22 protein-coding genes are annotated in these 22,761 nt (G+C 56.3%); 12 read left to right on the plus strand and 10 right to left on the minus strand.

Annotated elements, in window-relative coordinates; genetic code table 11:
• The 3 genes from DOU50_RS06005 to DOU50_RS06015 all read right to left on the minus strand — a co-directional run.
• On the minus strand, positions 1-781 hold a 781-nt coding region (locus tag DOU50_RS06005; RefSeq protein WP_148769030.1), incomplete at its 3' end, for a TerC/Alx family metal homeostasis membrane protein.
• Positions 782-947: 166 nt separating this feature from the next.
• On the minus strand, positions 948-1,346 hold the full coding sequence (locus DOU50_RS06010; RefSeq protein ID WP_024908850.1) for a potassium channel family protein: 399 nt from the start codon (positions 1,344-1,346) through the stop codon (positions 948-950).
• A 108-nt stretch (positions 1,347-1,454) separates the two neighbouring features.
• Positions 1,455-2,648 carry an NAD(P)/FAD-dependent oxidoreductase gene (locus DOU50_RS06015; RefSeq protein ID WP_148769031.1) on the minus strand — a complete coding sequence of 398 codons (1,194 nt, stop codon included), beginning with the start codon at positions 2,646-2,648 and terminating at the stop codon, positions 1,455-1,457.
• Between the two features lie 228 nt (positions 2,649-2,876).
• Between DOU50_RS06015 and pitA the strand changes: the two genes are divergently transcribed.
• Entirely contained in the window at positions 2,877-4,376 is a 1,500-nt protein-coding gene (pitA, locus tag DOU50_RS06020) for an inorganic phosphate transporter PitA (RefSeq protein WP_032648248.1), read from the plus strand.
• A 178-nt stretch (positions 4,377-4,554) separates the two neighbouring features.
• Positions 4,555-4,962, plus strand: a complete 408-nt coding sequence (locus DOU50_RS06025; protein WP_024908848.1) for a hypothetical protein — start codon at positions 4,555-4,557, stop codon at positions 4,960-4,962.
• Between the two features lie 43 nt (positions 4,963-5,005).
• On the opposite strand, the gene uspB is transcribed toward DOU50_RS06025, so the two are convergent.
• Complete coding sequence (gene uspB, locus DOU50_RS06030) at positions 5,006-5,341, minus strand: universal stress protein UspB (protein WP_003861224.1); 336 nt, start codon at positions 5,339-5,341, stop codon at positions 5,006-5,008.
• Between the two features lie 283 nt (positions 5,342-5,624).
• Between uspB and uspA the strand changes: the two genes are divergently transcribed.
• Positions 5,625-6,062 carry a universal stress protein UspA gene (gene uspA / locus DOU50_RS06035; RefSeq protein ID WP_003861223.1) on the plus strand — a complete coding sequence of 146 codons (438 nt, stop codon included), beginning with the start codon at positions 5,625-5,627 and terminating at the stop codon, positions 6,060-6,062.
• A gap of 97 nt (positions 6,063-6,159) precedes the next feature.
• Here uspA and rsmJ read toward each other — a convergent pair whose 3' ends face one another.
• Positions 6,160-6,912, minus strand: a complete 753-nt coding sequence (rsmJ, locus tag DOU50_RS06040) for a 16S rRNA (guanine(1516)-N(2))-methyltransferase RsmJ (protein WP_148769032.1) — start codon at positions 6,910-6,912, stop codon at positions 6,160-6,162.
• A gap of 7 nt (positions 6,913-6,919) precedes the next feature.
• On the minus strand, positions 6,920-8,962 hold the full coding sequence (gene prlC, locus DOU50_RS06045) for an oligopeptidase A (protein WP_148769033.1): 2,043 nt from the start codon (positions 8,960-8,962) through the stop codon (positions 6,920-6,922).
• 207 nt (positions 8,963-9,169) lie between these two features.
• Here prlC and DOU50_RS06050 point away from each other — a divergent pair, with 207 nt between their 5' ends.
• The 4 genes from DOU50_RS06050 (at position 9,170) to DOU50_RS06065 (ending at position 14,602) form a co-directional block, all read left to right on the plus strand.
• The gene (locus tag DOU50_RS06050) at positions 9,170-10,012 is read left to right on the plus strand and encodes a 23S rRNA (adenine(2030)-N(6))-methyltransferase RlmJ (RefSeq protein WP_148769034.1); all 843 of its coding nucleotides are present in this window, start codon (positions 9,170-9,172) and stop codon (positions 10,010-10,012) included.
• Positions 10,013-10,083: 71 nt separating this feature from the next.
• Positions 10,084-11,436, plus strand: a complete 1,353-nt coding sequence (gene gorA / locus DOU50_RS06055) for a glutathione-disulfide reductase (RefSeq protein ID WP_024908845.1) — start codon at positions 10,084-10,086, stop codon at positions 11,434-11,436.
• Between the two features lie 135 nt (positions 11,437-11,571).
• Positions 11,572-12,753, plus strand: a complete 1,182-nt coding sequence (locus tag DOU50_RS06060) for a glycoside hydrolase family 5 protein (RefSeq protein WP_194266131.1) — start codon at positions 11,572-11,574, stop codon at positions 12,751-12,753.
• Between the two features lie 199 nt (positions 12,754-12,952).
• A complete protein-coding gene (locus tag DOU50_RS06065) occupies positions 12,953-14,602 on the plus strand; it encodes an alpha,alpha-trehalase (RefSeq protein WP_048991530.1) in 1,650 nt (549 codons plus the stop codon).
• A 66-nt stretch (positions 14,603-14,668) separates the two neighbouring features.
• Here the strand turns inward: DOU50_RS06065 and DOU50_RS06070 are convergent, their stop codons facing one another.
• A complete protein-coding gene (locus DOU50_RS06070) occupies positions 14,669-16,258 on the minus strand; it encodes an STY4199 family HEPN domain-containing protein (RefSeq protein WP_148769036.1) in 1,590 nt (529 codons plus the stop codon).
• 149 nt (positions 16,259-16,407) lie between these two features.
• Here DOU50_RS06070 and DOU50_RS06075 point away from each other — a divergent pair, with 149 nt between their 5' ends.
• Both DOU50_RS06075 and DOU50_RS06080 read left to right on the plus strand, forming a co-directional pair.
• Positions 16,408-16,947 carry a GNAT family N-acetyltransferase gene (locus DOU50_RS06075; protein WP_090420520.1) on the plus strand — a complete coding sequence of 180 codons (540 nt, stop codon included), beginning with the start codon at positions 16,408-16,410 and terminating at the stop codon, positions 16,945-16,947.
• 71 nt (positions 16,948-17,018) lie between these two features.
• Entirely contained in the window at positions 17,019-17,357 is a 339-nt protein-coding gene (locus DOU50_RS06080) for a lysozyme (protein WP_148769037.1), read from the plus strand.
• On the opposite strand, the gene DOU50_RS06085 is transcribed toward DOU50_RS06080, so the two are convergent.
• Complete coding sequence (locus DOU50_RS06085; RefSeq protein WP_048991723.1) at positions 17,336-17,935, minus strand: response regulator transcription factor; 600 nt, start codon at positions 17,933-17,935, stop codon at positions 17,336-17,338. The genes DOU50_RS06080 and DOU50_RS06085 overlap by 22 nt on opposite strands.
• Positions 17,936-18,091: 156 nt before the next feature.
• On the minus strand, positions 18,092-18,850 hold the full coding sequence (locus tag DOU50_RS06090; RefSeq protein ID WP_048991722.1) for an SDR family NAD(P)-dependent oxidoreductase: 759 nt from the start codon (positions 18,848-18,850) through the stop codon (positions 18,092-18,094).
• A 119-nt stretch (positions 18,851-18,969) separates the two neighbouring features.
• Here DOU50_RS06090 and DOU50_RS06095 point away from each other — a divergent pair, with 119 nt between their 5' ends.
• The 3 genes from DOU50_RS06095 to DOU50_RS06105 all read left to right on the plus strand — a co-directional run bounded on the left by DOU50_RS06095 (position 18,970) and on the right by DOU50_RS06105 (position 22,528).
• Positions 18,970-19,869 carry a LysR family transcriptional regulator gene (locus DOU50_RS06095; protein ID WP_148769038.1) on the plus strand — a complete coding sequence of 300 codons (900 nt, stop codon included), beginning with the start codon at positions 18,970-18,972 and terminating at the stop codon, positions 19,867-19,869.
• Positions 19,870-19,919: 50 nt separating this feature from the next.
• Entirely contained in the window at positions 19,920-20,945 is a 1,026-nt protein-coding gene (gene yhjD, locus DOU50_RS06100; protein WP_024908836.1) for an inner membrane protein YhjD, read from the plus strand.
• Positions 20,946-21,205: 260 nt separating this feature from the next.
• Positions 21,206-22,528 carry an MFS transporter gene (locus tag DOU50_RS06105; RefSeq protein ID WP_024908835.1) on the plus strand — a complete coding sequence of 441 codons (1,323 nt, stop codon included), beginning with the start codon at positions 21,206-21,208 and terminating at the stop codon, positions 22,526-22,528.
• A gap of 63 nt (positions 22,529-22,591) precedes the next feature.
• Here DOU50_RS06105 and DOU50_RS23660 read toward each other — a convergent pair.
• Positions 22,592-22,761, minus strand: a 170-nt coding sequence (locus tag DOU50_RS23660; RefSeq protein WP_228117508.1) for a hypothetical protein, incomplete at its 5' end; no start/stop codon positions are given.

A 22,761-nucleotide genomic window follows, 5' to 3' on the forward strand; every position in this document is an offset into this window, starting at 1 on the left:
CGAACATCATGGCGCTGTAGATAATCAGCGGCTCGCGGCTCACGGCAATAATGGCCGGCACGGAGTCAAACGCGAACATCACGTCAGAGAGCTCAACGACGGCCACGCAAAGCAACAGCGGCGTCGCATAGCGCTTCGCCTTCTTGACGCGTCCGACCATCACGTCCTGGTTTTCCGGCTTCTCCAGCTCCGCATCCACCTCTTTCTGCGTCAGAATAAAGGCATTGCTGCTGATTTTCGGCCAGACCGGATAGAAGCGCTTCACCAGGCGATAGGCGAGATGACCCGAGTAATCTTCCACTTCGTCGCTCTCTTCATTACGTCTGAGCATCATCACCGCCGTCCAGCCAACGACCAGCGCGAAAATCACCTCAACGTACGGCCCCAGGCTTAACAGGCTGGTGCCGATAGCTACAAAGATGCCGCGGAAGACAATCGCCCCCAGCACGCCCCAGTAGAGCACACGGTGACGGTACTTATCCGGCACGCCGAACCAGGCGAAGATCGCCATCATCACAAACAGGTTATCGACGGAGAGCACCTCTTCCAGCGCATAGCCGGTGAGGAACAGGCTCGCCATCTCGGCGCCGTGGTGAACGTACAGGAATCCGGCGAAGGCCATCGCCATCATGACCCAGAAGATGGACCACATCGCCGCGCTTTTCAGCGAAACAGGTTTATCGTGACGGTGCATAAAGAGGTCGATAAACATCGCCCCAACGGCCATCACCACAAAGACAACAACGGTTTCCGTCGGGAAACCGAGATGAGCAGCAGACATACAAAACCCTTTTGGCAGACAAAACACAACACCATGCAAACTGGCGTAAACCAGGAACAGAAAAGGGCGGGCCGTTAATCAGCCTCTTCGCCCTCAAAATCGCAGCCATCTGGCCGCGCAAGGAGGGGTACTTTACCTTACCAGACGGGGATCGTGCATCAGCCGTTTAAGCGCTCATGCCGCGCAAACGCTGCAGTACCGCCACCAGAACCGCCACAGACCAGCCTACCATCAACGCGCCCACCAGCCCTTCCACCCCGCCGATGAGCCGCCAGTGCTGGGGTAACGTGACGTCGCCGTACCCTACCGTCGCATAGCTCACCAGCGAAAAGTAGAAGCTGGTGTTCCAGTCATTAAACGCGTCGATGACAAAATAAAATGCCGCAAATAGCCCGGCTTCCAGGAGATGGGCGAAAATCATAGAGATCACGATACCGACATTGCGTAAAACAATGCGTACCGCAGAATCGACTTCTAATGTAATGAATTTTAAAACGCCAAACATCCACAGCGAATGAATCACCACGGTTAGGGTAAGCAAAATAATAATACTGAGTAGCTGCATGATGCGTGCTCGACCAAAAGGAATATGGCCCCACTAACGCGGCGGGGCATCTGGTCGAAGCTTAGTCGAAGGGGGAGGAAAAGTTGGTGCAATAATTGCGTTGCGTGATTATTTCTCTGCCAGCGCCTGAGCACACGCCCAGGCACTTGCCCATGCCCACTGGAAGTTGTACCCGCCGAGCCAGCCGGTCACATCCATTACTTCGCCAATAAAATAGAGCCCCGGCACGTTGCGCGCTTCCATGGTGCGGGAAGAGAGTTCATTGGTATCGACCCCGCCCAGCGTCACTTCCGCGGTGCGGTAGCCTTCGGTGCCGTTTGGCTGCACGCGCCAGTTTGTCAGGGTCTCCACCAGCATCTCCTGCTCGCGGCTGTTAAGCTGCTTGAGCGACACGTCGGGGATCTGCCCCAGCACCTGCAAACATTCCACCAGACGCTTCGGCAGCTGCATTGCCAGCGTGTTTTTCAGGCTCTGATTCGGGTGCGCGGTACGCTGCTCGTTAAGGAACGCGTCGAGATCGCAGTCCGGGAGCAGGTTAACCGTGACGAATTCCCCCGGCTGCCAGTAGCTGGAGATTTGCAGTACCGCCGGGCCGGAGAGGCCGCGATGGGTAAAGAGCAGATTTTCACGGAACACCGTCCCGTCTTCGGCGGTAATGACGGAGGGAACAGACACGCCAGACAGCGTCTGAAGCTGTTCGAGAAGCGGTTTATGCAGCGTGAACGGCACCAGCCCGGCGCGCGTAGGCAAGACTTTCAGGCCAAACTGTTCGGCAATCTTATAGCCAAACGGGGAAGCGCCCAGACCCGGCATGGACAGGCCGCCGCTGGCGATCACCAGGCTATCTGCGCTGACGGTTTCACCGTTGAGCTGCAGCGTGTAGCCCTGGTCGTCGCGGGTGACTTCCAGCACCTCGGTACGCAGGCGCATGACGACGCCGCCCTTCTCGCACTCGGCCACCAGCATATCGACAATCTGCTGCGCGGAGTCGTCGCAGAACAACTGGCCCAGCGTCTTCTCATGCCATGCGATACCGTGCTTACCGACCAGGTCGATAAAATCCCACTGGGTATAACGCGCCAGCGCAGATTTACAAAAATGACGGTTTTGGCTCAAATAGGCCGCGGGTTCAACATACAGGTTAGTAAAGTTGCAGCGCCCGCCGCCGGACATCAGGATCTTACGGCCTGGCTTTTTACCGTTATCCAGCAGCAGCACGCGACGACCCGCCTGTCCGGCCATCGCCGCACAAAACATACCCGCCGCACCGGCGCCAATTACCACGGCATCAAACCTTTCCACGTCAAAACCCTCTTTGTTAACTGCCGCGGATTGTAAAGTTTCCTCTGTGGTCACACCAGCGTAAAAAGATATTACAAAGCCATTCCCTTGAAATTTAAAGAATATCCTTTCAGGCACTTTTCTCAAATCAGGTGGTATGTCAAAAAAAGTCTATATTTCACTTTGCCCGTTGCGCATTTGTCCTGGATAATGCGCCGCGTTCATGTCCTCAAAATGGCGTAACGTCCTATGCTACATTTGTTTGCCGGCCTGGATTTACATACCGGGCTTTTACTCTTGCTTGCTCTGGTTTTTGTACTGTTTTACGAAGCGATCAACGGCTTCCACGACACTGCAAACGCAGTAGCGACGGTTATCTACACTCGCGCAATGCGATCGCAGCTTGCGGTTGTTATGGCGGCGGTATTTAACTTTTTTGGTGTCCTCCTGGGCGGACTGAGCGTTGCGTATGCCATTGTGCATATGCTACCAACGGATCTGCTGCTTAACGTTAGTTCTGGCCATGGCCTCGCCATGGTGTTCTCAATGCTGCTTGCTGCAATTATCTGGAACCTCGGTACCTGGTATTTCGGCCTGCCTGCATCCAGTTCTCACACCCTCATCGGCGCGATTATCGGTATCGGGTTAACCAACGCCCTCATGACCGGTACATCGGTTGTTGATGCGTTAAATATCCCGAAAGTACTGGGGATCTTCGCCTCACTCATCGTCTCCCCTATCGTGGGTCTGGTGGTGGCAGGCGGGCTGATCTTCATCCTGCGTCGTTACTGGAGCAATACCAAAAAACGCTCCCGTATTCACCTGACGCCAGCAGAGCGTGAAAAGAAAGACGGCAAGAAAAAGCCGCCATTCTGGACGCGTATCGCCCTGATCATTTCCGCTATCGGCGTGGCTTTCTCACACGGCGCGAACGATGGTCAGAAAGGCATTGGTCTGGTGATGCTGGTACTGATCGGCGTTGCTCCGGCAGGCTTCGTGGTTAACATGAACGCCTCCGGCTACGAAATCACCCGTACTCGCGATGCGGTCAACAACGTCGAAATCTACTTCCAGCAGCATCCTGACCTGTTGAAGAAGGCGACCGGCGTTGACCAGTTAATCCCGTCACCGGAAGCCGGTGCCGCGACTGCGCCAGGCGAATTCCACTGCCATCCGGCAAACGCGATTAACGCGCTGGAACGTGCCAAAGGCATGCTGGGCAATATCGAAAGTTATGACAAACTGACCGTTGAGCAGCGTGGTCAGCTGCGTCGCATTATGCTGTGCATCTCTGATGTGACGGATAAAGTGGCGAAGCTGCCTGACGTGAATGCTGACGACCAGCGTCTCCTGAAGAAACTGAAAGGCGATATGCTCAACACCATTGAGTACGCGCCAATCTGGATCATCATGGCGGTCGCACTGGCGCTCGGTATCGGTACGATGATTGGCTGGCGCCGTGTGGCGACCACCATCGGCGAGAAGATTGGTAAGAAAGGCATGACCTATGCGCAGGGTATGTCCGCGCAGATGACGGCGGCGGTATCTATCGGTCTGGCGAGCTACACCGGTATGCCGGTATCCACCACCCACGTACTCTCTTCGTCCGTGGCAGGTACCATGATTGTTGACGGTGGCGGCCTGCAGCGCAAAACCGTGACCAACATTCTGATGGCCTGGGTGTTCACCCTTCCGGCATCCATCCTGCTGTCTGGTGGGCTGTACTGGATTTCGCTGAAGCTGATTTAATCGGTTGAAGGCGACAAAAAGCGGGTCAGGAAACTGACCCGCTTTTTTTATGGCTGTTGTGTTACTTAATCCATTGCTGTGATTAGGAAAATCTGAACACTATCTGTTCAAATTTTTACTGCACAAATAACTATTATCCCCGCGAATATTCTCAGTTCCCCCCATGACGGAAAAGACTATGCCATTCAAAACGGCTACTAAATGGATTCATCGCCTTGTTACGGTTTCGCTTCTGGCTCTGGTCATTGGATTTGTGTGGCTAAACCACCAGCCTAATCAGCGAAATAACGATGCACTTCAACGCGTTTATAAATTATCTGACAGCGTCTGGCTCTATATGACCGTGAACAATCAGGGTGGCGCCACCGTACCGACAATCTACCGTTACTATCTCTCGGAAAAGATAACAGGGAAAGACATCGACATTATCCATCAGTTGGCAATGAAGCATCCTGTTATTGAAGGTACGGGTACAATCACTGCTGCCAGCATTGATACAAACGGAGACGTTAATATCGCCTATAGCGGGAAGGTTATTTCGATTGAGAGCGATATCTCCGATCTCCGGTTCACGGTTAAGCCCTGAGCCAGAGGAAAGAAGGCGGGGCTGACCCCGCCTGCTGTGATGCTCAGTGCCAAATCATCAATGCAATCATGCTGACCACGACCAGCCCGCACAGGGCGCTGGTTAAAATGAACTGACGACGCAGGCGCTCGCAGCGACGGATAAACTCTTCATCGTGATGATCGCGGTAGCGTTGATAGTAGATATATCCCACCAGACGCATCTGTTTGCTGGGCTGCCCATGCGAGGTGAAGAACCCTCCACCGTCCACATACTGATAAAGCAACGGATCGCAACCACGAAGTACCACTAACAGCGCACGTAACGATGAGAAGTAGCGCGCCATATTCACTATGCAAACTACGCATAACGCCCAAAACAATGCGACGGTGCTAATCATACATCCTCCCCGGCGTCCGCCCACGAAGCAAGGCTTCTGAGCTACCGCACCCCAATGCCCTGACAGACAGTTCAGTGAAAGAATGACCAAAAGTCGATCCGGTTCGCGTTTTAATATCCGAACGGCTCATTTAATAGTGTAGGAGATCCGTTAATTTTTTTGCCACAAGGTTAATCGTTATCAACACCAAAGCTTGAAAAATATGTTTAACTGGGCCGTAATGAAAGCATCAGACGACGGCTTTCCCATTTAGTCATCGATAACTTAAGGAAGGAGTAACACTATGGCTTACAAACACATTCTCATCGCGGTAGACCTCTCCCCGGAGAGCAAAGTGCTGGTTGATAAAGCGGTATCCATGGCGCGTCCCTACAACGCGAAAGTTTCGCTGATTCACGTTGATGTGAATTACTCCGACCTCTACACCGGTCTCATCGACGTCAATCTGGGCGATATGCAGAAGCGTATCTCCGAAGAGACGCACCACGCCCTGAGCGAACTGTCCACTAACGCAGGCTACCCGATTACCGAAACCCTGAGCGGCAGCGGCGACCTGGGCCAGGTACTGGTTGATGCGATCAAGAAATATGACATGGACCTGGTGGTGTGCGGTCACCATCAGGACTTCTGGAGCAAGCTGATGTCTTCCGCGCGCCAGCTGATTAACACCGTTCACGTGGATATGCTGATTGTTCCACTGCGTGACGAAGAAGACGAGTAAGTGCGTTAAATTCCCCTCACCCTAACCCTCTCCCACAGGGAGAGGGGATAGATCGAGGACGTAGGCCGGGTAAGGCGAAGCCGCCTCCCGGCTTTTTTTATTCCGGCGTACCTGAGTAGATATCAAACCGGTGCCCTTTGGTGGTCACCGCGTTGGCCGTGGCAACGTCCGCCAGCGGCGGCGCATAGTCAGGGCGCTTCACCACCACCCGCTTCGTCGCCAGCTGACGAGCCGGCTCCAGCAGACCATCCGCATCCAAATCAGGCCCCACCAGAGACTGAAACACCCGCATCTCTTTCTTCACCAGCGCGCTTTTCTGCTTGTGCGGGAACATCGGGTCGAGATAGACCACCTGCGGGCGCGGGGTGATATCGGTCAGTGCCGTCAGGCTCGAGGCATGAATCAGCTGCAAACGCTCCTGCAACCACGGGCCGATTTCCGGATCCGCGTAGCCACGACTCAGACCGTCGTCGAGCAGGGCCGCCACCACCGGGTTACGTTCCAGCATCCGCACCCGACAGCCGACAGACGCCAGCACAAAGGCATCACGCCCCAGCCCCGCCGTGGCATCGACCACGTCCGGGAGGTAGCTTCCTTTAATCCCAACCGCTTTAGCCACCGCTTCGCCGCGACCGCCGCCGAACTTGCGCCGGTGCGCCATCGCCCCGCCGACAAAATCGACAAAAATCCCGCCGAGCTTCGGTTCGTCGCGCTTGCGTAATTCAAGATGTGCTGTGGTCATCACCAGCGCCATCGGGTTTTCATCATCGTGCTCCAGCCCCCAGCGGGCGGCCAGAACAGATAAGGCGCCGTCTCCGGCGCCTGTTTCATCCACTAAGCAGATCTTCACGTAACAATCAGCCTTTGATCCCGTAATGCTCAAGCATCGCATCCAGCTGCGGCTCGCGGCCGCGGAAGCGTTTGAACAGCACCATTGGCTCTTCGGAACCGCCGCGGGTCAGGATACTGTCGAGGAACGACTGGCCGGTTTCGCGGTTGAAGATCCCCTCTTCTTCGAAACGAGAGAAGGCATCCGCCGCCAGCACGTCGGCCCACAGGTAGCTGTAGTAACCCGCCGCGTAACCGCCTGCAAAGATATGGCTGAACGCGTGCGGGAAGCGGCCCCAGGTTGGCCCTGGGATCACGGCAACCTGCTTTTTAATCTCGGCCAGGGTTTCCAGGATTTTTGCGCCCTGCTCCGGACTAAACTCGGCGTGCAGGCGGAAATCGAACAGGCCGAACTCCAGCTGACGCAGGATGAACATCGCCGCCTGGTAGTTCTTCGCCGCCAGCATTTTATCCAGCAGTTCTTTCGGCAGCGGTTCGCCTGTCTCATAGTGACCGGAGATAAACGCCAGCGCGTCCGGCTCCCAGCACCAGTTTTCCATAAACTGGCTCGGCAGCTCGACCGCATCCCACGGCACACCGCTGATACCGGCCACGCCTGCGGTTTCGATGCGGGTCAGCATATGGTGCAGACCGTGACCGAACTCGTGGAACAGGGTGATCACTTCATCGTGAGTAAAGAGCGCAGGTTTGCCGTTCACCGGACGGTTAAAGTTACAGGTCAGGTAGGCGACCGGCTTCTGCAGAGAACCGTCGGCTTTACGCATCTGGCCCACGCAGTCGTCCATCCACGCCCCGCCGCGCTTGTTCTCACGCGCGTAGAGATCGAGATAGAAGCTGCCGCGCAGTTCGTTTTTCTCGTCATACAGCTCGAAGAAGCGCACGTCCGGATGCCAGACGTCGATATCGGTACGCTCTTTGGCGGTGATGCCATAGATGCGCTTCACCACTTCAAACAGGCCGTTAACGGCTTTGTTTTCCGGGAAGTACGGGCGCAGCTGCTCGTCGCTGATGCTGTAGAGATGCTGCTTCTGTTTTTCGCTGTAGTAAGCGATGTCCCACGGCTGCAGCTCGTCCACGCCGAACTCCGCTTTCGCGAAGGCGCGCAGCTGGGCCAGCTCTTTTTCACCCTGCGGACGGGCGCGTTTCGCCAGATCGGTCAGGAAGTCGAGCACCTGCTGCGGATTTTCCGCCATTTTGGTGGCGAGGGATTTATCGGCATAGTTTTCAAAGCCCAGCAGCTGGGCCAACTCGTGGCGCAGGGCGAGGATTTCCGCCATCACCGGGCTGTTGTCCCACTTACCGGCATTCGGCCCCTGATCGGAGGCGCGGGTGCTGTAGGCGCGGTACATCTCTTCGCGAAGCGCCTGGTTGTCGCAGTAGGTCATCACCGGCAGATAGCTCGGGATATCCAGCGTTAACAGAAAGCCGTCCAGCTCTTTCGCCTCGGCCTGGGCTTTTGCCGCCGCCAGGGCGCTTTCCGGCATGCCGGAAAGCTCCGCTTCGTCGGTAATCAGCTTCGTCCAGCCCATGGTGGCGTCGAGCACGTTGTTGCTGTACTGGTTGCCCAGCTCGGACAGGCGCGCGGCAATTTCGCCATAGCGGGTCTGCTTCTCTTTTGGCAGGCCAATCCCGGACAGCTCAAAATCACGCAGGGCGTTATCGACCGATTTTTTCTGCGCCGTGTTCAGCTCGGCATAATGGTCGCCGTCGCGCAGGTCGCGGTAGGCTTTGTAGAGCCCTTCGTGCTGGCCGACCCAGGTGCTGTACTCAGAGAGCAGCGGCAGGGTCTGTTCGTAGGCTTCGCGCAGCTCCGGGCTGTTTTTTACCGAGTTCAGGTGGCTCACCGGGGAGAAAATACGCCCCAGCACGTCGTCCACTTCGGCCAGCGGCTGACACAGATTTTCCCAGGTGTACGGCGCGCCCTGCGCTACCACGCTTTCTACCGCCGCGCGGCAGTTGTCCAGAGATTGCGTAACGGCTGGAACCACATGCTCAGGGAGGATTTTAGAAAACGGCGGCAACGAAAAAGGCGTCAGTAATGGATTGGTCATAAACGCTGTCCTGTTGAAATAGGTGAATGAAGCGCGCATCCGGCGCTGTGCATATGCGATCTAGAATGGGGTTAAGTGTAGAGGATTTCAATGCCAGACGTGGCGGAAAAGAGCCCGGTGGCGCTGCGCTTACCGGGCCTACGGGTAATCTGCGCCGTTCTGCTGTAAACTGTGGCAAATCGTCAATTCAGCGGAATATCATTACCCATGCTCAGTTATCGCCACAGCTTCCACGCTGGCAACCACGCCGACGTCCTTAAACACACCGTTCAGAGCCTGATCATCGAATCGCTCAAAGAGAAAGAGAAGCCGTTTCTCTATCTGGACACCCACGCGGGCGCTGGCCGTTATCAGCTGAGCGGCGAGCATGCTGAGCGTACCGGTGAATATCTGGAAGGGATTGCCCGCATCTGGCAGCAGGACGATCTGCCTGCCGAGCTGGAGCCGTACATCGGCGTGGTGAATCACTTCAACCGCAACGGCCAGCTGCGCTACTACCCGGGCTCGCCGCTGATTGCCCGCCAGCTGCTGCGCGAGCAGGACAGCCTCCAGCTGACTGAGCTGCATCCGAGCGACTTCCCGCTGCTGCGTTCTGAATTCCATAAAGACAGCCGGGCCCGCGTGGAAAAATCCGACGGCTACCAGCAGCTGAAAGCCAAGCTGCCGCCGGTTTCCCGTCGCGGCCTGGTGCTGATCGACCCGCCGTACGAAATCAAAACCGACTATCAGGCGGTGGTGACCGGTATCCACGAAGGCTACAAACGCTTCGCTACCGGGACATACGCCCTGTGGTACCCGGTGGTGCTGCGCGCGCAAATCAAACGCATGATCAAAGATCTGGAAGCGACCGGCATCCGCAAAATCCTGCAGATTGAGCTGGCGGTACGTCCGGACAGCGATCAGCGCGGCATGACCGCCTCCGGTATGATTGTGATCAACCCGCCGTGGAAGCTCGAAGCGCAGATGAATAACGTGCTGCCGTGGCTGCATAAAACGCTGGTGCCAGCGGGTACAGGCCACGCCACCGTCAGTTGGATCGTGCCGGAGTAATCGCAGCCATCGGTGGAAACTATTGATTTCAGGTATACAATCGCGGCAATTCACGATTAAGGACAAAAGCTATGACTAAGCATTATGACTACATCGCAATCGGCGGCGGCAGCGGCGGCATCGCCTCCATCAACCGCGCGGCCATGTACGGCCAGAAGTGCGCGCTGATTGAAGCCAAAGCGCTGGGCGGCACCTGCGTGAACGTGGGTTGTGTACCGAAGAAAGTGATGTGGCATGCGGCGCAGATCCGTGAAGCTATCCATATGTATGGCCCGGACTACGGCTTTGACACCACCATTAATAACTTTGACTGGGACAAGCTGATTGCCAGCCGTACCGCCTACATCGACCGTATTCACACCTCCTACGACAACGTGCTGGGCAAAAATAACGTCGACGTTATCCACGGCTTCGCCCGCTTTGTGGACGCGAAAACGATCGAAGTGAACGGCGAGACGATCACCGCCGATCACATCCTGATCGCCACCGGCGGCCGTCCTAGCCACCCGAACATTCCGGGCGTGGAATACGGCATCGACTCCGACGGTTTCTTCGAGCTGCCTGCCCTGCCTAAGCGCGTTGCCGTTGTTGGTGCGGGTTACATCGCGGTGGAACTGGCCGGGGTGATTAACGGCCTGGGCGCAGAGGCGCACCTGTTCGTGCGCAAACACGCGCCGCTGCGCAGCTTCGATCCGCTGATCGTTGATACGCTGGTTGAAGTGATGAACACCGAAGGTCCAACCCTGCATACCAACGCCGTGCCAAAAGCGGTCGTGAAAAATGCAGACGGCAGCCTGACCCTGGAGCTGGAAGATGGCCGCAGCCAGACCGTCGATTGCCTGATCTGGGCGATTGGCCGTGAACCGGCTAACGATAACTTCAACCTGGGCGTGACCGGCGTGAAAACCGACGAAAAAGGCTATATCGTCGTCGATAAATTCCAGAACACCAGCGTACCGGGCATTTATGCGGTCGGCGACAATACCGGTGCAGTTGAGCTGACCCCGGTGGCCGTTGCGGCGGGTCGTCGTCTTTCCGAGCGCCTGTTTAACAACAAGCCGGACGAGCATCTCGACTACAGCAACATCCCGACCGTGGTCTTCAGCCACCCGCCAATCGGCACCGTCGGCTTAACCGAGCCGCAGGCGCGCGAGCAGTATGGCGACGACCAGGTGAAAGTGTATAAATCAGCCTTCACCGCGATGTATACCGCCGTCACCTCGCACCGTCAGCCGTGCCGCATGAAGCTGGTCTGCGTCGGTCCGGACGAGAAGATTGTCGGTATCCACGGCATCGGCTTCGGCATGGACGAGATCCTGCAGGGCTTTGCCGTGGCGCTGAAGATGGGCGCAACGAAGAAAGATTTCGATAACACCGTGGCAATCCACCCAACGGCGGCGGAAGAGTTTGTGACCATGCGTTAAGGGCTTTTCGCAGGAAAGCACGTCATCAAAACTGGCCTTAGCGGGCCAGTTTTTTTATATGGCTCGATAATTTAAAGACAAAGCATCATCATCCCAGCGAATATAAAATCATCATCACGCTAAAAAGGAATTGAGATGAAAGCGCTTATCGGGTTGACCCTGCTTCTTTTTTGCTTTGCTGCCTCCTCATCTGATCAAATCACCTTCTGGGATACCCCTCAGCACGGCGGAAACAGCTTTAACCGCCTGCCACCCACGCAGGAATACTATGACGCGCTGCGAGGCTATGGCGCGACGTGGGTTCGCCTCTCTTACGACAAATGGAAACCTGCCGGGAGAGATTTTCTTCTCGGCAACGCCGACGGCTATCGTGGGCTCGAGGCCACAGACCTCGCGACGCTCAAAGCCTCCATCAGGAAAGCACACACGGCCGGGCTACAGGTCGTCATTGCCCCACTCTCTTTGCCCGGCATGCGCTGGGCGCAAAATAACAATAACCAGTTTGATGACCGCATCTGGCAGGACAAAAAATACTGGCAGGAAGCCGCTCAGTTCTGGCGTGATTTGGCCCAGGCCCTGAAGGACGAACCGGGCATTGCGGCCTGGAATCTGGTCAATGAACCCGCGCCTGAAAAAAGAGGCAACATTAGCGAGCAGGCGTCGCCAGAGGCGTTAAAAACCTGGTATCAGCAGCAGCAAAGTACGGCGCGTAACCTCCCCGCTCTCTACAATCAGATTATTGCCGCCATCCGCGAGGTCGATGCCACCACACCGATTATGGTCGATGGAGGCTGGTACGCCTCCGCGCGTGGTTTTTCTGGTTGGCCGTCCGCGCTTAAGGATAAGCGGGTGCTCTACAGCTTCCACATGTACGAGCCCTATGATTTCACCAGCGCGCCAAATGCACGCCGCAAGGTGCCGTTCGACTATCCAGGCATGATCACGTTCGGCGGTAAAAAGGTGAAATGGGGCGCTACGGCCATAGAGAAATGGATGAACGCGCCCTTTGACTGGGCGAAGCAGAATGGTATTCCGGCCAACCGGGTTGTCGCGGGAGAGTTTGGCTGCGTTCGTACGCTGCAGGGCTGCCGGCAGTGGCTTAATGATGTCCTGACCGTCCTCGACAAACATCATGCACACTGGGCATTTTATGCGTTTCGTGAAGATGCCTGGGACGCCATGGACTATGAGCTGGGGAAAAAACCGGTGCCGTGGGCCTACTGGAAAGCCATCGAGGATAACGCACCGGATACGATCAAGCGCCATTCTACCGAGGAATTTGAACCGATTTCTAGGCGGCTAAAACAAGGCCTTTGATCCGGGATACTCGCCTCTTGTTCAGCAGCCTCTTTTGAAGAGGCTACTGTTAACAGACATAAATCGTTGCAAAACGAATGCTCCGAAAATAGTGATCTACCGCACATATTCCTCCCCCTCTACCGAAGCGAATGTCTACGCTTATAAGACGCCCGGATAAACCTGTCTTTTGAACACACAACCGGAGGTCCCTATCACCATGTTCAACCAGAAACTACAGGCTACCGAGAACATCGAATTCGAGATTGCAGAAGAGCTGCGCTACGAGACCGATCCCTGCGAGTTGAAACTGGATGAAATGATTGAGGCGGAGCCGGAACCCGAAATGATCGAGGGGCTACCCGCCTCCGATGCGTTGACGCCCGCAGACCGCTATCTTGAACTGTTCGAGCATGTGCAGTCGACGCGGCTGTTTGCCGACAGTAAAACCTTCCCCGACTGCGCGCCGAAGATGGATCCGCTGGATATCCTGATCCGCTACCGCAAGGTCAGACGCCACCGGGACTTCGACCTGCGCCAGTTTGTGGAGAACCACTTCTGGATGCCGGAAACGTTCGGCACCGAGTATGTCTCCGACCCGGGCCTCTCCCTGAAGGAGCACATTGATAACCTGTGGCCGGTGCTGACGCGCGAGCCGCAGGATCATATTCCCTGGTCTTCCCTACTGGCGCTGCCGCAGGCCTATATCGTTCCCGGCGGGCGATTCAGCGAGACCTACTACTGGGATTCCTATTTCTCCATGCTGGGGCTGGCGGAGAGCGGTCGTAACGATCTGCTCAAGTGCATGGCGGACAACTTCGCCTGGCTGATTGAACGCTACGGGCATATCCCCAACGGCAACCGCACCTATTATCTCAGCCGCTCCCAGCCGCCGGTCTTTGCCCTGATGGTGGAGCTGTTCGAGGAGGACGGCGTGCGCGGTGCGAAACGCTATCTGGATCACCTCAAAATGGAGTACGCCTTCTGGATGGACGGCGCGGAGTCGCTGCTGCTTAACCAGGCCTACCGCAGCGCCGTGCGCATGCCGGACGGTTCACTGCTCAACCGCTACTGGGACGACCGTGATACCCCGCGCGACGAATCGTGGATCGAGGACGTGGAAACTGCCCGCCACTCGGGCCGTCCGCCAAACGAGGTGTATCGCGACCTGCGGGCGGGGGCGGCTTCCGGCTGGGATTATTCGTCCCGCTGGCTGCGCGATCCGTCGCGGCTCGCCAGCATCCGCACGACGCAGTTTATCCCCATCGACCTGAACGCCTTCCTGTTCAAGCTGGAAAGCGCGATTGCCAACATCTCGGCGTCGAAAGGGGACAAAGAGACGGCCGACCTGTTCCGCCAGAAAGCCAGCGATCGCCGCGCGGCGGTGAACCGCTATCTGTGGGACGAGGAGAGCGGCTGTTACCGCGATTACGACTGGCGACGCGAAGAGCTGGCGCTGTTTTCTGCCGCCAGCATCGTGCCGCTGTATGTCGGCATGGCAACCCATGAGCAGGCCGAGCGCCTGTCGGATGCGGTCAAGGCGCGACTGCTCACGCCGGGCGGGATTCTGGCGACCGAGTACGAAACCGGCGAGCAGTGGGATAAACCCAACGGCTGGGCGCCGCTGCAGTGGATGGCGATTCAGGGCTTCAAGCAGTACGGCAACGATTCACTGGGGGATGAGATCGCCTGGAGCTGGCTGCATACGGTGAACCATTTTTATCAGACGCACCATAAGCTGATTGAGAAGTACCACATCGCCAGCAGCACGCCGCGCGAAGGGGGCGGGGGGGAGTATCCGCTGCAGGATGGTTTCGGCTGGACGAACGGCGTGGTGCGGCGGCTGATTGGGTTGTATGGGGAGCCTTGAGCAGGGTGCGAGGTGCGGTCTGGAGCCCTCACCCCGGCCCTCTCCCACAGGGAGAGGGAGAACAACTTAGCGGATCACCTCATAAATGGCGCTCTGAATAGACTGCCATTTTTTGGTGGTGGCATCCGGCTGTGACTGCGCACGGCGTGTGGCCATGTCGAGATCGTGCTGCTGGCGTTTCACCACGGCAGGCACGGTGCAAAACGCTTTAAGATACTCTTTACGTACCGAGGTCAGAGACTCGCCGTTCGACATCGCGTGGCTGAGCGTGTTGATGAAGCGGCGACACGGCTTCTCCTCCACCATGTTTTGCCGGTAGCGTAACATCAGCTCCAGCACGTCGTCATAGCCTGCCGACATCGCCTCTTCGGTCCAGGACAGCTTCCAGTCCATACCACCCTGCAAAAAGAGCTGGGTCACGCGGGTGTCGTTGCGATTAATGGCCGAGCGGAAATTATTCTCGTCCCAGGTCACCCCCATGCGCGTGAGCGTTTCACGCGAGGAAGGCGTCTCGCGCATTTCCTGTGGTGGTGCCGCTTCAGCCGCGCTGGCGGTCGCAGGCTGCGGTTTACTGCTGGTCACCAGCCAGAATCCCCCCGCCACGATGGCAATCACCATGACGCCAACCGCCCCCCATAGCGCGCCGGAAATAAGCTGTTCGCGTTGTTCGGGGGTGCGCGGCGCGCGCTGGGTCGGCTTTTCAATGGTGTCGCGGACTTCAAACAGATCCCCACCGGTGACGCGATCCATTTTCTGCGCCTTTTCCCAGAAGGTATGCAGTTCGCTGGCATCTACCGCCATGAATCCCGCCGGATTGACGCGCGTTCTCCCCTCTTCAAACGCGCGTTGAACGGGCCGCGCAATCTGCGCGTAGTAGTTATCCAGCAGCTGAATTTGCGCCGAGCTCAACGTTTTCTGAACGGTGATGCTGTTGCGAATTTGCCGGATGTCGTCGAGGAAGGTTTGCAGCGTTTTACGCGGTTCAACCAGCAGCGTCAGCATGGAAGGATCGCTGAACAGCGAAGCGTAATAGCGGCTGAACTCTTTTTTATCCACCAGCATTTGCGCCAGCTCGCTGAACATCATGCCGCTCAGGACATCGTTGATCTCGCCAAGCTTCAGCCAGCGCCGAACGCGATCGGCGTTAAACAAGGTCTTCAGATGATTGTTCAGCCGTACCTGATCGGGCCAGGCCTGCTGGATGAGCCCTTTAATCATCAGCTCAATCGCCCGCACCTGCTTGTGCGCCTGCTGTTGCTGAAGTTCGCTTCCCGGTGCCAGGTCCGTGCTGTAGGTCAGCAGCGGCTGCTGCAGACGAAGGTGTTCCAGCGCGGTGACAAACCGCATCGCCGCAATAAGCTGGTTTTCACTCACATCCTGTCCGCTTTCATACTGCGGAACGCGCTGCTGCAGCAGGCGCAGCTGGAGCGTAAATTCCGACATCTCGGCGTCATTCAGGTTGAATTTTTTCGCAACGGCTCCCCAGCCGCCCAGCGCTAATCGAGCACTGTCGAGTTGCTCCAGAAACCAGCGTGGATCTTTGCCCTCAGAAGCATGTACATTCAGAAGTAGCAAAATTTCCACCGACGCATGGCGAATGACCGCCAGACAGTGTTCGAACTGTTCGCGAATATGATGTGATGTGCTGAGACTCATTGTTTTCCTTAAGCGACAACGAAGACATCCGGAATGGGCATGAGACGCCCTTTTTTTCTTTTTATTTATACGCGATTAACCATACCTGACTTTCTGTTGAAATAAAGTGACAACCCTAAAATCATTTAAAATGTTTCAGGAGAATCTGAATGCCGATTTTAATTACCCCTCGCCTTACCTGTTCACCTCTGCTGGAACAAGACTGGCCCTTTTTTCTGGCATTACAGCAGAATCCCGACGTCATGCGCTTTGTGGCGGAAAACCGCCCCGTTGCGGCGATCCGCGAGGCGTTTGATTCACGCCTGACGCCCTGGTCACCGGGCAGCGCGCACTGGCTCTGTCTCGTCGTGCGTGACGCCGCCTCCCGGGCCCCGCTGGGCGTTACCGGGTATATTCATCGGGAAGAGGACTGTGCCGAAGTGGGCTTCCTTTTCGCACCCGAGGCGCAGGGGAAAGGCTACGGCTTTGAATCCCTGAAAGCGCTTTGTGATTACGCTTTTCATCAGGGCGGTATACGTCGACTCACCGCCACCGTCACCGTGGGAAATGTCGCTTCAAGGCGCCTGCTGGAAAAAGCCCGCTTTCGCCTGGAAGGCGAATTACGCGAGAGCTATTATCTTGCGGGGCGCTGGCAAAATGACTGGTTATTTGGTTTATTGCAGCAGGAATACCTGAATAATAATGCCTGATCAACAGCCATTTGGCGGATATTTCTCAGACGTCGTTTCCTCTACAGTATCGATCTTAAGAGGAAATGAATATGAAAGGTCATGCGCTGAAAATATCTTCTGCCGCCATTGCGTTAATAAAAAAACATCAGGGTCTTTCTCTGGAGAAATATCGTGACGAAAACGGATTATGGGTTATTGGCTATGGCCACGTTATCCGCGATCGGGCACTTTTTCACGGTCCCATCACGCCTGCCGAGGCAGAAGATTTGCTGCATGACGATATTCAGCTGCGTGAGGCGCTGCTGCGGGAAAGTGTGACACATCCATTAACCCAACAGCAGCATGATGCGCTGGTTATGATGATATTCAGCTTCGGAGAGATGCCCTCGCTCCCAAATGCGATTTTTCAGGCCTTCGCACGGGTATAGTACATGGCAGCCTGCGTTCTGTTTTTCACGTCCAGCCGCCGGAAAAGCGCCTCGAGATGCGCTTTTACCGTGGCCGCACTGATGTTGAGATTGCGGCCAATCTCTTTATTTGACTCCCCCGCCGCCAGCAATTCCAACACGTCGCGCTGACGCTCGCTCAGGGATGATAACGCCTGAGACGACGGCTGCCTGACCCACTCCCCGGGAAAACAGACCATCCCTCTGGACACCGAATCCAGCACGGCCGAAAACCGCTCGGGACTGGCATTTCGGGGAATAATGGCCATGATGTTTCGCTGCCGCAATTGCTCAACCCATCTGGCCTCTTTTTTCGCCAAAACCAGAATCACGCGTATCGCCGGAAAGCGTTGTAGCATCTCTTCCAGCAAAGCGCTCCCCTCGTCCTGCATTAAATTGCCGTCAATCATGACGATAGCTGACGGTGAAGCGGAAATTTGGGTCCATAAATCGTCTGCCTGACAGGTCCCTGTCATATCTATTTCCGGAATGAGCGTCTGAAGACTGTGTATCGCTCCGTGAATAAAGAGTGACTGCCTGTCAAACATGATTACTCGCATCGTTTTTTATCCCTCTGAGAATAGCGAAGGGGGATTCTACAGAGGGGTTATTTAAGAAAAAACTCAACGAATGGAGACGTTACAAATCCCCCCGAGTTCTTTATATCTGTCCGTATTTTGACACATTGACCTTAAGGATTTCCTTAAGCGCGTACATCACAGGAACATGCCGCCTGAGACTTCAATACGTTGCGCATTCATCCAGCCCAGTTTGTCGCTGAGCAGTGCCGCAATGGCATCGCCAATATCGTCCGGCAGCCCCACCCGTCCCAGCGCCGTTTGCGAGGCCAGCAGCTGATTCAGCTCCGCGTTGTCGCGCACGCGTCCGCCGCCAAAGTCAGTTTCAATCGCGCCCGGCGCGATGATATTGACGGCGATCCCGCGTGCGCCCAGCTCTTTCGCCTGATAACGCGTCAGCACTTCCATCGCCCCCTTCATGGCCGCGTAGGTCCCTGAGCCCGGCTGGGTAAAGCGGGCCAGCCCGCTGGAGACGTTGAGGATCCGTCCCCCGTCGTTCAGCAACGGCAGCAGGCGCTGGGTCAGGAAGAAAGGTCCTTTGAAATGGATGTTCAGCGCCTCATCAAACTGGGCTTCCGTCGTGTCGGTATAGGGCGCATATAAACCCGTTCCGGCATTGTTCAATAAATAGTCAAAAGTTTCACGCTGCCAGACACGCCTAAGGGTTTCCTGAAGCTGTTGGGCAAAATGATCAAAACCCGTGATATCCCCGACGTTGAGCTGTAATGCCGCTGCGTTAACGCCTTTTTCCTGAATTTCATGCACAACATCCAGCGCTTCCTGCTGGCTACGGTTGTATGTCAGGACGATTCCCGTGCCTTCTGCCGCCAGCTTTAACGCAGCGTTTTTACCCAGACCACGGCTACCACCCGTCACTAATGCGATACGTTCACTCATCATAAACCTCGTTTTGGCTGTTAAGGAGATTGAGAAAGAGCTTATTAGGTGATAGAAAATCAATAAAGATGGGTTAAAACGCTTCACTGTTTCAGCTGTAACAACAATGAGCTTCCGCTATGGATAAAATTCACGCAATGCAGTTATTCGTCCGCGTCGCGGAACTGGAGAGTTTTTCCCGCGCGGCCGAAACATTAACCCTGCCGAAAGGCAGCGTTTCACGACAAATTCAGGCCCTGGAAAACCGGCTTGGCACCCAGCTATTGCACCGCACCACGCGCCGCGTCAGCCTGACGCAGGACGGCATGGTCTATTACGAGCGGGCAAAAGATCTGCTGGCAAACCTTGATGAACTCGACGGTATGTTTCAGCACGATCCCTCCAGCATCAGCGGACGGCTCCGCGTGGATATGCCCGTCGGCGTTGCTCGAAATTTAGTCATCCCCAAACTGCCTGCTTTCCTGCAGCACTATCCGGGCATTGAACTGGAACTCAGCAGCAGCGATCGCCTGGTGGATGTGATCCGTGAGGGGTTTGATTGCGTCGTCCGCGTCGGCACGCTGAAGGATTCAGGGCTGATTGCCCGTCCGCTGGGCAAGCTGTCGGTGATTAACTGCGCCAGTCCGGATTATCTGGCGCGTTTTGGCTACCCGGAAACGCTGGACGATTTAGGCTCACACGCCGTGATCCACTACGCCGCGATGCTGGGAACTCGCCCGCAGGGCTTTGAGTTTTATAACGGCAGTGCGACGCAGTGGGTAAAAACGGGCGGGGTTTTAACAGTCAACAGCACGGAAACTTACCAGGCTGCCTGTCTCGCCGGACTGGGCATTATTCAGGTTCCGCGGGTTGGGGTGCGCGATTTACTCCGCGGGAAGAAACTGGTTGAGATCCTGCCGCAATACCGGGCCGAACCGATGCCTGTCTCCCTGATTTATCCCCACCGCCGCAACCTCTCCCGCCGGGTCCATCTGTTCATGGAGTGGCTAACCGAACTCACAAAAGCTTACGTGGACTAGTCGCAAGCTATAATTCAGTAACATCCAGCCAAACGAAAAGGAAAAGACGCGTGACGCCGGAAAACAACCCGCAACGACCCACCCAACATTTAGAGTATGAGCCCGTCAAAAAGATGGAAACCGGGCCTGAAGAGGCCAGGTCCCCTGGTACCGCCAGCAAAGCGCTGGGGACCGTCACCGGCATTGTCGCCAGAATTCAGCAGTTTCCCATGATTGCGCATCTGATACGCGCGACCGAACGCTTTAATGACCGCATGGGAAACCAGTTTGGTGCCGCCATCACCTATTTTTCCTTCCTGTCGATGATCCCAATCCTGATGGTGTCGTTTGCGGCGGCCGGTTTTGTGCTCGCGTCGCACCCGACGCTGCTGCAGGATATCTTCAATAAGATCCTGAATAACGTCAGTGACCCGACCCTTGCCAGCACGCTCAAAAGCACCATCAATACCGCCGTTCAGCAGCGTACTACCGTCGGTATCGTCGGTTTGCTGATTGCCCTTTACTCCGGCGTTAACTGGATGGGCAACCTGCGCGAGGCCATTCGCGCCCAGTCGCGCGATGTCTGGGAGCGTAAGCCGCAGGACCAGGAGAAAATTTGGGTTAAGTACCTCCGCGATTTTGTTTCTCTGATTGGCCTGCTTGTCGCGCTCATCGTGACGCTTTCTATTACCTCCGTGGCAGGCTCGGCGCAGCAGATGATCATCTCCGCGCTCTATCTTGATTATATCGAATGGCTGAAGCCCGCCTGGCGCGGCATTGGTCTGGCCATTTCCATCTTCGCCAATTATCTGCTGTTCTTCTGGATCTTCTGGCGCTTGCCCCGCCATCGTCCGCGCAAGAAGGCGCTGATTCGCGGCACGTTGATTGCGGCGATCGGCTTTGAAGCGATCAAAATCGTGATGACCTACACCTTGCCGTCACTGGTTAAATCCCCTTCCGGCGCGGCGTTTGGCTCGGTGCTGGGGCTGATGGCGTTCTTCTACTTCTTCGCGCGTTTAACCCTGTTCTGCGCGGCGTGGATTGCCACTGCCGAGTACAAAGACGACCCGCGAATGCCGGGCAAAACGCACCGGTAACCCCACTCTCGGGCTGAAATTTCAGCCCGATTCATCATTTCAGCATATAAATCCAGCCTGTAACTTTTATTTAACCGAAAACCAGTTTTATTGACTGATATTTAAAATCTGTGAAGCATTTCATAGACCTGTTTTGGCTGGCCTGAAAATTATCCGCTTTTTGTTGCTTTTATCACCAGCACGCGGCTTTGTTACAGATTGAAATGTCGCTTTTGCTGTGCGTAATATGGCCTTTCGTTCGACAAAAATAAGAAAATATTATGCAAGCAACCGCCACCACACTCGACTCAGGAACGGAAAACGTTCCGGTAAACTCGCGCAATAAAGTTGTCGTCGCATCGCTGATTGGCACCGCCATTGAGTTCTTCGACTTTTATATTTATGCCACCGCTGCGGTCATCGTCTTCCCGCATATTTTCTTCCCACAGGGCGATCCGACGGCGGCCACGCTGCAGTCTCTGGCGACCTTTGCTATCGCGTTTGTTGCGCGTCCGATTGGCTCTGCGCTGTTTGGACACTTTGGCGATCGCATTGGCCGCAAAGTCACCCTGGTGGCCTCGCTGCTGACGATGGGCATCTCCACCGTGGCCATCGGCCTGCTGCCTACGTATGAGACGATCGGCATTCTGGCGCCGGTCCTGCTGGCGCTGGCGCGTTTTGGTCAGGGTCTGGGCCTTGGCGGCGAGTGGGGCGGCGCGGCGCTGCTGGCCACCGAGAACGCCCCGGCACGCAAGCGCGCGCTGTATGGCTCATTCCCGCAGCTGGGCGCACCGATTGGCTTCTTCTTTGCCAACGGGACGTTCCTGCTGCTCTCCTGGCTGCTGACGGATGAACAGTTCATGAGCTGGGGCTGGCGTATTCCGTTTATCTTCTCAGCCGTGCTGGTGCTGATTGGCCTGTACGTGCGCGTTTCTCTGCATGAGACCCCAGTTTTCGCGAAAGTGGCCGCGGCGAACAAGCAGGTAAAAGTGCCGCTGGGTACGCTGCTGACCAAACACGTCCGCGTGACCGTGCTGGGCACGTTCATCATGCTGGCAACCTATACGCTGTTCTACATCATGACCGTCTACTCCATGACCTTCAGTACCGCCGCCGCACCGGTTGGGCTGGGTCTGCCGCGTAACGAAGTGCTGTGGATGCTGATGATGGCGGTGATCGGGTTTGGCGTGATGGTTCCGATTGCGGGCCTGCTGGCGGATAAGTTCGGTCGCCGCGCGAGCATGATTACCATCACCACGCTGATCATTCTGTTTGCCCTGTTCGTCTTCCCGCCGCTGCTGGGTTCAGGTAGCCCGGCGCTGGTGATGGCCTATCTGCTGATTGGCCTGAGCCTGATGGGGCTGACCTTCGGCCCGATGGGTGCGCTGCTGCCTGAGCTCTTCCCGACGGAAGTGCGTTATACCGGCGCGTCGTTCTCTTACAACGTCTCGTCTATTCTGGGTGCCTCCGTTGCGCCGTATATCGCCACCTGGCTGCAGGCGAACTATGGTCTGTTCTATGTGGGGGTTTATCTGGCGGCAATGGCGGGGCTGACGCTGATTGCGCTGCTGCTGACGCACGAGACGAAGCACCAGGCCCTGTAATTCACTGCGTGCGGCCTGATGCCCTCACCCCGGCCCTCTCCCACAGGGAGAGGGAGAAAGGCGTTATTTCTTCATTTGCGACAAAATGTTCCGACACTGATTCGCCTCGCCTTCTGACGGCGAAATCAAGGCCAGCAGCGCTGCGGCTGGAGTGACCAGCGTCGCAAGCGCCGCAGCCACTGCGCCACGCGCAATCAGCGGTCCGGGCTTCACGCCCGCCTGCGGATTTTTGA

Source organism: Enterobacter sp. C6 (genome assembly GCF_008122455.1).
Classification (GTDB): domain Bacteria; phylum Pseudomonadota; class Gammaproteobacteria; order Enterobacterales; family Enterobacteriaceae; genus Enterobacter; species Enterobacter pseudoroggenkampii.